General features: G+C 52.6%; 1 protein-coding gene. It reads left to right on the plus strand.

Annotated elements, in window-relative coordinates; translation table 11 throughout:
- On the plus strand, positions 1-977 hold a 977-nt coding region (locus E1189_RS22585; protein WP_230459907.1), incomplete at both ends, for a hypothetical protein.

Here is a 977-nt window from a genome sequence, read left to right on the forward strand (position 1 = left end):
AGCAAAAGATATTCGGGCATCCGGCCGTACATGTTGTTACTTTCTGTGATGAAACACAGATTTCCGAGTGGGTGCAAACACAGGGAGCATCCCCTCTGATCATCCGAGTAACTGACCAGACCCACCTTGGACAACTGTTCGACGATCTCCACATCCAGTCAGAGCGTACCCCGCACTTTGGCCGGCATGTCACACAGCTCCAGCAGGCCCTTCAGCAAGGAAGGGAGGTGGTGATTCTTGGTCTTGAGAAAAATCCCGGGCTCCAACAGGCGCTGGAATCGCTTTGCTGTAATCCTCCCTCGGTTATGGTCAATGGCTCACTACTTAACTATCCAAAAGCCCGCCTCTGCCTGCTATGGCCAGAATCGAAACACTGTACCTCCCTGCCATGGAAAGAGGCTATTCAGTCAGCAGACCCGTTGCCTGAAGCCGATATATGGCGTTCAGCAGCCAGCCGGCATGGTATAGACCGCGACCAGATCCCCAAAACAGTGCTGAATAAAATCTATGAGATTTATGGCAATATCCCAAACGGCATCACTCAAACAATAAGGTCATTACCCGCTCTGACTCATGGGGGATTGGATAACCTGATTATCGCCGCCCAGCAGGCCCAGTCCCATGAGGGTTCCGATGCACTGAAGCCCAGGCACTGGCGCAAAGCAATTAACAGCGTACTCACCCATTGCACCCGCCAGCATCCGTCCGTCCGTGATTTTATGAAAGTGGCCTGTGAAAAGCTGCTCCCGGATCAGGACAATCAAGAGTGGGTTGACCCGGATCAGCTGGCGCAATATCTGCGTCCCTTGAAAAAGATAGACAAGGAATATATTCAAACAAACTTCTGGCATCTGGCCCGGGCCTGTGGGCCGGGTGTTTTTAAAACGTTGAAGCTGGATTTCACGCGTCCGAACCTGTGGGGTGAAAAACCTGGCGCGACGGATGTTCTGTGTGCACTACTGGTGTGCCATGCTCCC

Source organism: Parendozoicomonas verongulae, from assembly GCF_009711465.1.
Classification (GTDB): Bacteria; Pseudomonadota; Gammaproteobacteria; order Pseudomonadales; family Endozoicomonadaceae; genus Sansalvadorimonas; species Sansalvadorimonas verongulae.